Source organism: Oceanobacter sp. 5_MG-2023 (assembly GCF_030548165.1).
Lineage (GTDB): Bacteria > Pseudomonadota > Gammaproteobacteria > Pseudomonadales > Oceanobacteraceae > Oceanobacter.
The window spans coordinates 1-5,811 of sequence record NZ_JAUORS010000044.1 but is presented as its reverse complement, the minus strand read 5'-3'; the positions used below and the strand labels follow the sequence as shown (position 1 = coordinate 5,811).

The following is a 5,811-nucleotide window of genomic DNA, read 5'->3' as shown; positions in this document are numbered from 1 at the left end:
TGCTGGTCATCAGACACCTCGTTTATGGTGGCGATATTACCACCTACGTTGGTGTCCGGAATCATTGAACCACTACAAAGAGGTACCCATGTATCCTGAGTTGGCTATACGTGAATTGGTCGCCAACGCGATTATACACCAGGATTTTTCGATTACCGGCTCCGGACCGATGATTGAAATATTCGATTCGCGTATGGAAATTACCAACCCGGGTGTCCCTTTGGTTGATACGCAGCGCTTTCTTGATTCGCCGCCACAAAGCCGTAACGAAGGGTTGGCCTCATTCATGCACCGTATCAATATTTGTGAAGAACGGGGAACTGGTATTGATAAGGTGGTATTCCAAACCGAACTTTATCAGTTGCCAGCCCCGGTTTTTGAGGAGACAGACAAGCATACGCGAAGTATTTTGTTCAGTTACAAAAGCTTCGCAGAGATGGATAAAGAAGAACGTATCCATGCCTGTTATCTTCACTGTTGTTTACAGTATGTGAATCAGGAACCAATGAATAACCCTAGTTTAAGATCGCGGTTTGGCATTGAAGACAAAAATAAATCAATGGTGAGCCGTGTTATCAGGGACTCGGTTGAAACTGGCGTTATCAAGCCGTATGACCCAACGGTTGGCAGTAAAGCCATCCGCTATGTGCCATTTTGGGCGTGATTTGGTTGACTGGTGATTGACTGCATCTCTGATTTATTAAGCGGAAAGCAGTCAAATTCTGTTCAACATATTGTTTTATAAGGAATTAATTGGCTGATTCATGGTTGATTGGATAGTGACAGAAGTAAAAGGAATGCCCAAATGAGTAACGTCGGCCAGCGCGAACGCGCCACCCAGAATCGGCTGGTTAAGTTTTTCCAGCAGGAGCTGGGCTACCGGTGTCTGGGTAACAGGGAGCACCGGGAGAACAACCGGAACATTGAACAGGAACTGCTCACCGGCAAAACGCGTCTGGTCAAGCCGGAGCAGGTGGCATGAAAGCCCTCATTCGACAAGATGCCGAGCAAAACGAGCTGCCCGTACATGTGCGTCAGGCCGGTTTTTTCGAGCTGGCTGTGGCATCGGAGCCGCTGGTGCTGGATAACTACCAGCGTGCTTATGTCTGGACTAAGGAAAAAGTGATTCAGCTGCTGGAGGACTTTGCCGAGTTTACTACCGCTGAGTCACCTACTTTGGTCCGTCAATATTATCTTGGAGCTTTACTTCTCCATCGAAAAGCACAAGAGGGAAAAGTTGATCATTGCGTCATTGATGGGCAACAAAGGCTGACGACGCTGACAATCCTGTATTGGCTACTGGAAGAAACACTGCCTGATTTTCTGCAATTTAAGTTCCGCTCCTCTAGGTCACTGGTCAATGTACAACAAGCCAGAAACACGATAAAAATCTGGCTTGAAGAGCATCCGGAGACTCGCTCTTTATTCAGACATATTTTCTCCCGGCTGTGTTTTACGGTCATTATGGTAACCCGTGAAGACCTGGCGTTTACCTTTTTTGATACGCAGAACAACCGCGGCGTTCCGTTGGGTAGTACGGATTTGCTGAAAGCCTTTCACCTGAGAGCTATCCAGGCGGATGATTATCAGTTGGTGGAGCAACTGCAAAGCCTTTGTGCCAGAAAATGGGAGCAGGTGCAGCAGCGGGGTGAGCTGATCAGGAATAGCAGGCATTATGATTTTGCCCCGGACCTGTTCCACTACTATCTGTGGCGTGGCCGTAATTGGCGAGGCTCTGAGGTAGATGAGCTGAAAAGCCGGGATGAAATGCTTAGCCACTTTGGGCAGCAAAGCCGGGTGCTACCCATCGGACGGGTGGCCTTGTATCCTGCGGGGTCCAATCTCTGGGGCAAAGCGTTGGAGCTGACGGCGGAGAATGATTATCGCCTGACGCCTGCGATACAACAGTTCGGGCAACAGGCCGTGACTTTACCTTTCTCCCTGCGCCAGCCCATCAGCCGTGGTGTTGGTTTTTTTCTCTATACCGAAAAATACGCTGAGATGTTGCAGCAACTCTTGTTTGCACCGGGTTCTAATGCCGAAATAAAAGCCACACAGAAGTTTTACAATCGTGTTGTAAGAACCTTGTCAGCTTATTTGCAGAATTTATTTCGCCTGGCTTTGCTGACCTATTTTGACCGCTTGGGCAGCCAGGGTTTGTTGCGTTTTGCTTTGTATCTGGATCATCAACTGGGCGCACTGCGCTTGTCCATGTCGAATATCCGCCGTGAAACACCGCTGAAATTCCTACGCGAAGCCAAACGGAATTTACTCGATGTGATTTCTTCTGCCTATGAGGGGGATGAGATTATTGGTTTTCTGCAACAAAATAAGGTTGATGCCGTCTACCAGAATGATCAGCGCAGCAAGGTTCAGGAGCGCTATGCCGCCGCAGTAGCAGGCTATTATAAGTTATCCTGTTTGTCGTTAAAAACAGCCCAGTGCATGGATGAGAAAGCCATGGAAGAGTTGAAGCCTGTTCCATCCCACCCAGATTCGCGGAAAACCAGGGAGGTATCCCATGACTAAGTTTACCTCCGATCTGATTACCTTGAATGATATTGTAAACAAGCGCTATTTTTTTAACATTCCCATATACCAGCGCCTGTACGTGTGGGGAAAAGAGCAGATCCATACACTTCTGGACGATATAGTCTCAGCGTGTCAGGAACAAAAAAACACCTTTTATCTTGGCGGCTCGCTGGTTGTTGAACGTGACCCTGTGGTGAGTAATGGCCTTGATTATCCGGTATTTGATCTTATTGATGGGCAGCAGCGTTTTACGACGTTATGGCTTATCAGTATTGTGCTGGGAGACCTGCTGACAGATTACCGGCAGGTTAAGACTGATAGCGGTATCCGCCCACGTATCAGCTTCGCTATTCGCCCAGAAGTGACCGCTTTTTTTGAAAAAACATGTCGCGGGGAAAGTGCAAGTTTACCAGAAGCCAGACAATTGGAAGATGCCCTGCAAGAAATCCGATCTTATTTCAACAATTACTCCAACAATTCAAACGATAAGCCCTTAGATACGGCCGTGCTCGCTCAATTTATTTTTTACAAAGTGCAGCTGATTCTAACCAGGGTGCCTGAGCACACCGATCTTAATAAGTTATTTGAAGTCATCAACAATCGAGGCGTGCAGTTACAGCATCATGAAATTCTAAAGGCCAAATTACTCGAAAAAATCAGCAGGGATGAGCGGGAACCCTACTCACTCTTGTGGGACGCTTGCTCAAATATGAACGATTATGTTGAGCGCAACCTGAACCGTACCACTCAAGTGGATGTGGTTGCATTATATGAAAGTAAAATTCAAAGCCCCTTATCGGTTTTTAAGCGGGAAGCGCTGGCAAGCCCGACAGAAATAATTTCTGCTTTGCGGAATAAAAATGAAACTGCAGATTGTGCGCCAACCAGTTTGTTGTCAGTTTTAACGACAACTACGGACTTTTCAAGAACCGATGGCGTATCTGAAAATGAAGAATCCGACTTGCCAGATCGGGTCAATAGTATCATTACATTTTCCATGCTTCTTCAGCATGTGCTTCGGATCTATTTGCATAGAAGCCCGGCATTTCCGGATGCTGATATCACCAAGGTATCGGACAAAGACCTGCTTGCTATTTTTGATGCTCACTGGCTTAAATTCAAGTCTGCCGGTAATGACGTAAAGGCCTTTATTAAGCTTCTCTGGCAAGTGCGTTATCTGTTTGACAAACATGTAATCAAATGGGTTTCTGTTGAAGAAGAGCGAGTTCATGCGATTCGCCGTTTGTATGTCAATCGCAGTCGTTCACGAGGTACGGCCTATTTGCAGCGACTATCCAGCGATGCCGAACCGGAATTTGCGTTATTACAAAGTATGATGTATCACTCCCAGCAGATGAGTACGCAATACTGGTTAACGCCGTTATTGAATTTTTTACTCGATAATAACGAGGAAAATGTTTATTTGTATTTGCAACACTTGGATAACAACCTGTTATGCAGCGAAGCTAATGCTCCTTTGATTGACCGGACCCATCGGTACTTGGTCAACCCATGGCACAAAGAGACCCTGTTGGATGCTATTATCAGTCTTGATCAGAAATTTGATAATGGCACTCAGTATCCGCATTACTGGTTCTACAAACTGGAATTTATTTTGTTTCTTAGCCAGAAATCCAAAAATGTCGTTTCTGCTGGGGGTTTTAGAATGACAGCTAAAAACTCAGTAGAACATGTTACACCGCAAAATCCAGAGAAAGAGAGCGACCGGATACCAGACGAACTTCTGCATAGCTTCGGGAATCTGGCATTGGTGACGCGCAGTCTTAACTCGGAGATGAGTAACAAAGGGTTTAGTATTAAAAAGGCTGAATTTAATGAACGCCTTCGTGGTCATGGTGTTTCACTGAAGCTGGAAAATATCTATGATAATACTCGGTGGCAGAAAGACGAGATTGAGTTGCATCAGAAAAAAATGATTCATGAATTTAATCAATATTTATCTACCGTTAAGGCTCAGGTACAGGAATTAATTAGTGAGTAACGTCGGCCAGCGCGAACGCGCTACCCAGAATCGACTGGTTCAATTTTTTCAGCAGGAGCTGGGTTATCGCTATCTGGGTAACTGGGAGTACCGGGAAAACAACCGCAATATTGAGCAGGAGATACTCACCGGCTGGTTGCAGCAGCGGGGTGTCAGTGATGCGCTGATTACTCGGGCGATCCGCCAATTGGATACGGCAGCAGCGCTGGGCGAAGGCAAAAAACTCTATTACGCCAACAAGGATGTTTATCGTTTGCTTCGTTACGGCGTGAAAGATAAAGAAGGCGCTGGCCACCTTAACGAAACCGTGTGGCTGATTGACTGGAAGAACCCTGAGGCGAACGATTTTGCCATTGCCGAAGAAGTATCTATTAAGGGTGAAAATAAAAAGCGCCCAGACATAGTGCTTTATGTAAATGTAGTGGTTCAATGATTCCGGACACCAACGTAGGTGGTAATATCGCCACCATAAACGAGGTGTCTGATGACCAGCAAGCGACGTTCTTTTTCTTCTGAGTTCAAGCAGGAAGCAGCCCAGCCTGGTGCTGGATCAAGGTTAGACGATTCCCCAGGCGAGCGCGTCCTTGGGAATTGGTGAAAGCGCTATCCGGCGCTGGGTTAACCAACTAACCGAGGAGCGTGACGGTATCACCCCGAAGGGCAAGGCCTTAACCCCGGAGCAGCGTCGTATTCAGGAGCTGCAAGCGCCTTGAACAGGAAAAAGACATACTAAAAAAGCTACCGCTCTCTTGATGTCGGACGAGATGAATCGTACGCGCTGATAGACCAGTTGAGTGAGCGAATGTCTGTTGAAATGGTCTGCAATGCGTTTGATATCAGCCGTTCCAGCTATTACGAGTACCGCCATCGGCGGAACCACGTTGATGTGGAGCGCATGGCCCTGAGGGCCCAGGTAAACCGCCTGTTCACCAGAGCCGAAGCTCTGCCGGCAGCCGGACAATCAAAGGCTTGCTCAGGGAGGAAGGCACTGCCGTCGGTCGTTTCAAGGTTCGACGACTTATGAGCGAGCTGGGCCTGACCTGTAAGCAGCCAGGCCCTCACGCTTACAAGCAGGCCACCGTTGAACGGCCGGATATTCCCAACCACCTGGATCGTGAGTTTGCAGTAGAGCAGCCCGATCGGATTTGGTGTGGCGACATCACTTACATCTGGAGCGGTCAGCGATGGAGCTATCTGGCTGTGGTGCTGGATCTGTACGCCCGTCGTGTTGTTGGCTGGGCAATGTCATCCAGTCCGGATGCGGACTTGGTTGTAAA

At 47.5% G+C, this 5,811-nt stretch carries 5 protein-coding genes and 1 pseudogene; all 6 read left to right on the top strand.

Going from position 1 to position 5,811, the window contains the following annotated elements:
- A partial coding sequence (locus Q4551_RS15955; RefSeq protein WP_303434906.1) for an ATP-binding protein occupies positions 1 to 664 on the top strand: 664 nt, incomplete at its 5' end.
- Between the two features lie 141 nt (positions 665 to 805).
- Positions 806 to 982, top strand: a complete 177-nt coding sequence (locus Q4551_RS15950; RefSeq protein WP_303434905.1) for a hypothetical protein — start codon at positions 806 to 808, stop codon at positions 980 to 982.
- Positions 979 to 2,529 (top strand): DUF262 domain-containing protein, encoded by a 1,551-nt coding sequence (locus tag Q4551_RS15945; RefSeq protein WP_303434903.1) that lies wholly within the window; start codon positions 979 to 981, stop codon positions 2,527 to 2,529. Before Q4551_RS15950 ends, Q4551_RS15945 begins: the two co-directional genes overlap by 4 nt.
- Positions 2,522 to 4,534 carry a DUF262 domain-containing protein gene (locus tag Q4551_RS15940; protein WP_303434902.1) on the top strand — a complete coding sequence of 671 codons (2,013 nt, stop codon included), beginning with the start codon at positions 2,522 to 2,524 and terminating at the stop codon, positions 4,532 to 4,534. The genes Q4551_RS15945 and Q4551_RS15940 overlap by 8 nt, the downstream gene beginning before the upstream one ends.
- Complete coding sequence (locus tag Q4551_RS15935) at positions 4,527 to 4,967, top strand: type I restriction endonuclease (RefSeq protein ID WP_303434901.1); 441 nt, start codon at positions 4,527 to 4,529, stop codon at positions 4,965 to 4,967. The genes Q4551_RS15940 and Q4551_RS15935 overlap by 8 nt, the downstream gene beginning before the upstream one ends.
- Positions 4,968 to 5,018: 51 nt before the next feature.
- A pseudogene (locus Q4551_RS15930) lies at positions 5,019 to 5,811 on the top strand (IS3 family transposase); the annotation flags it as partial.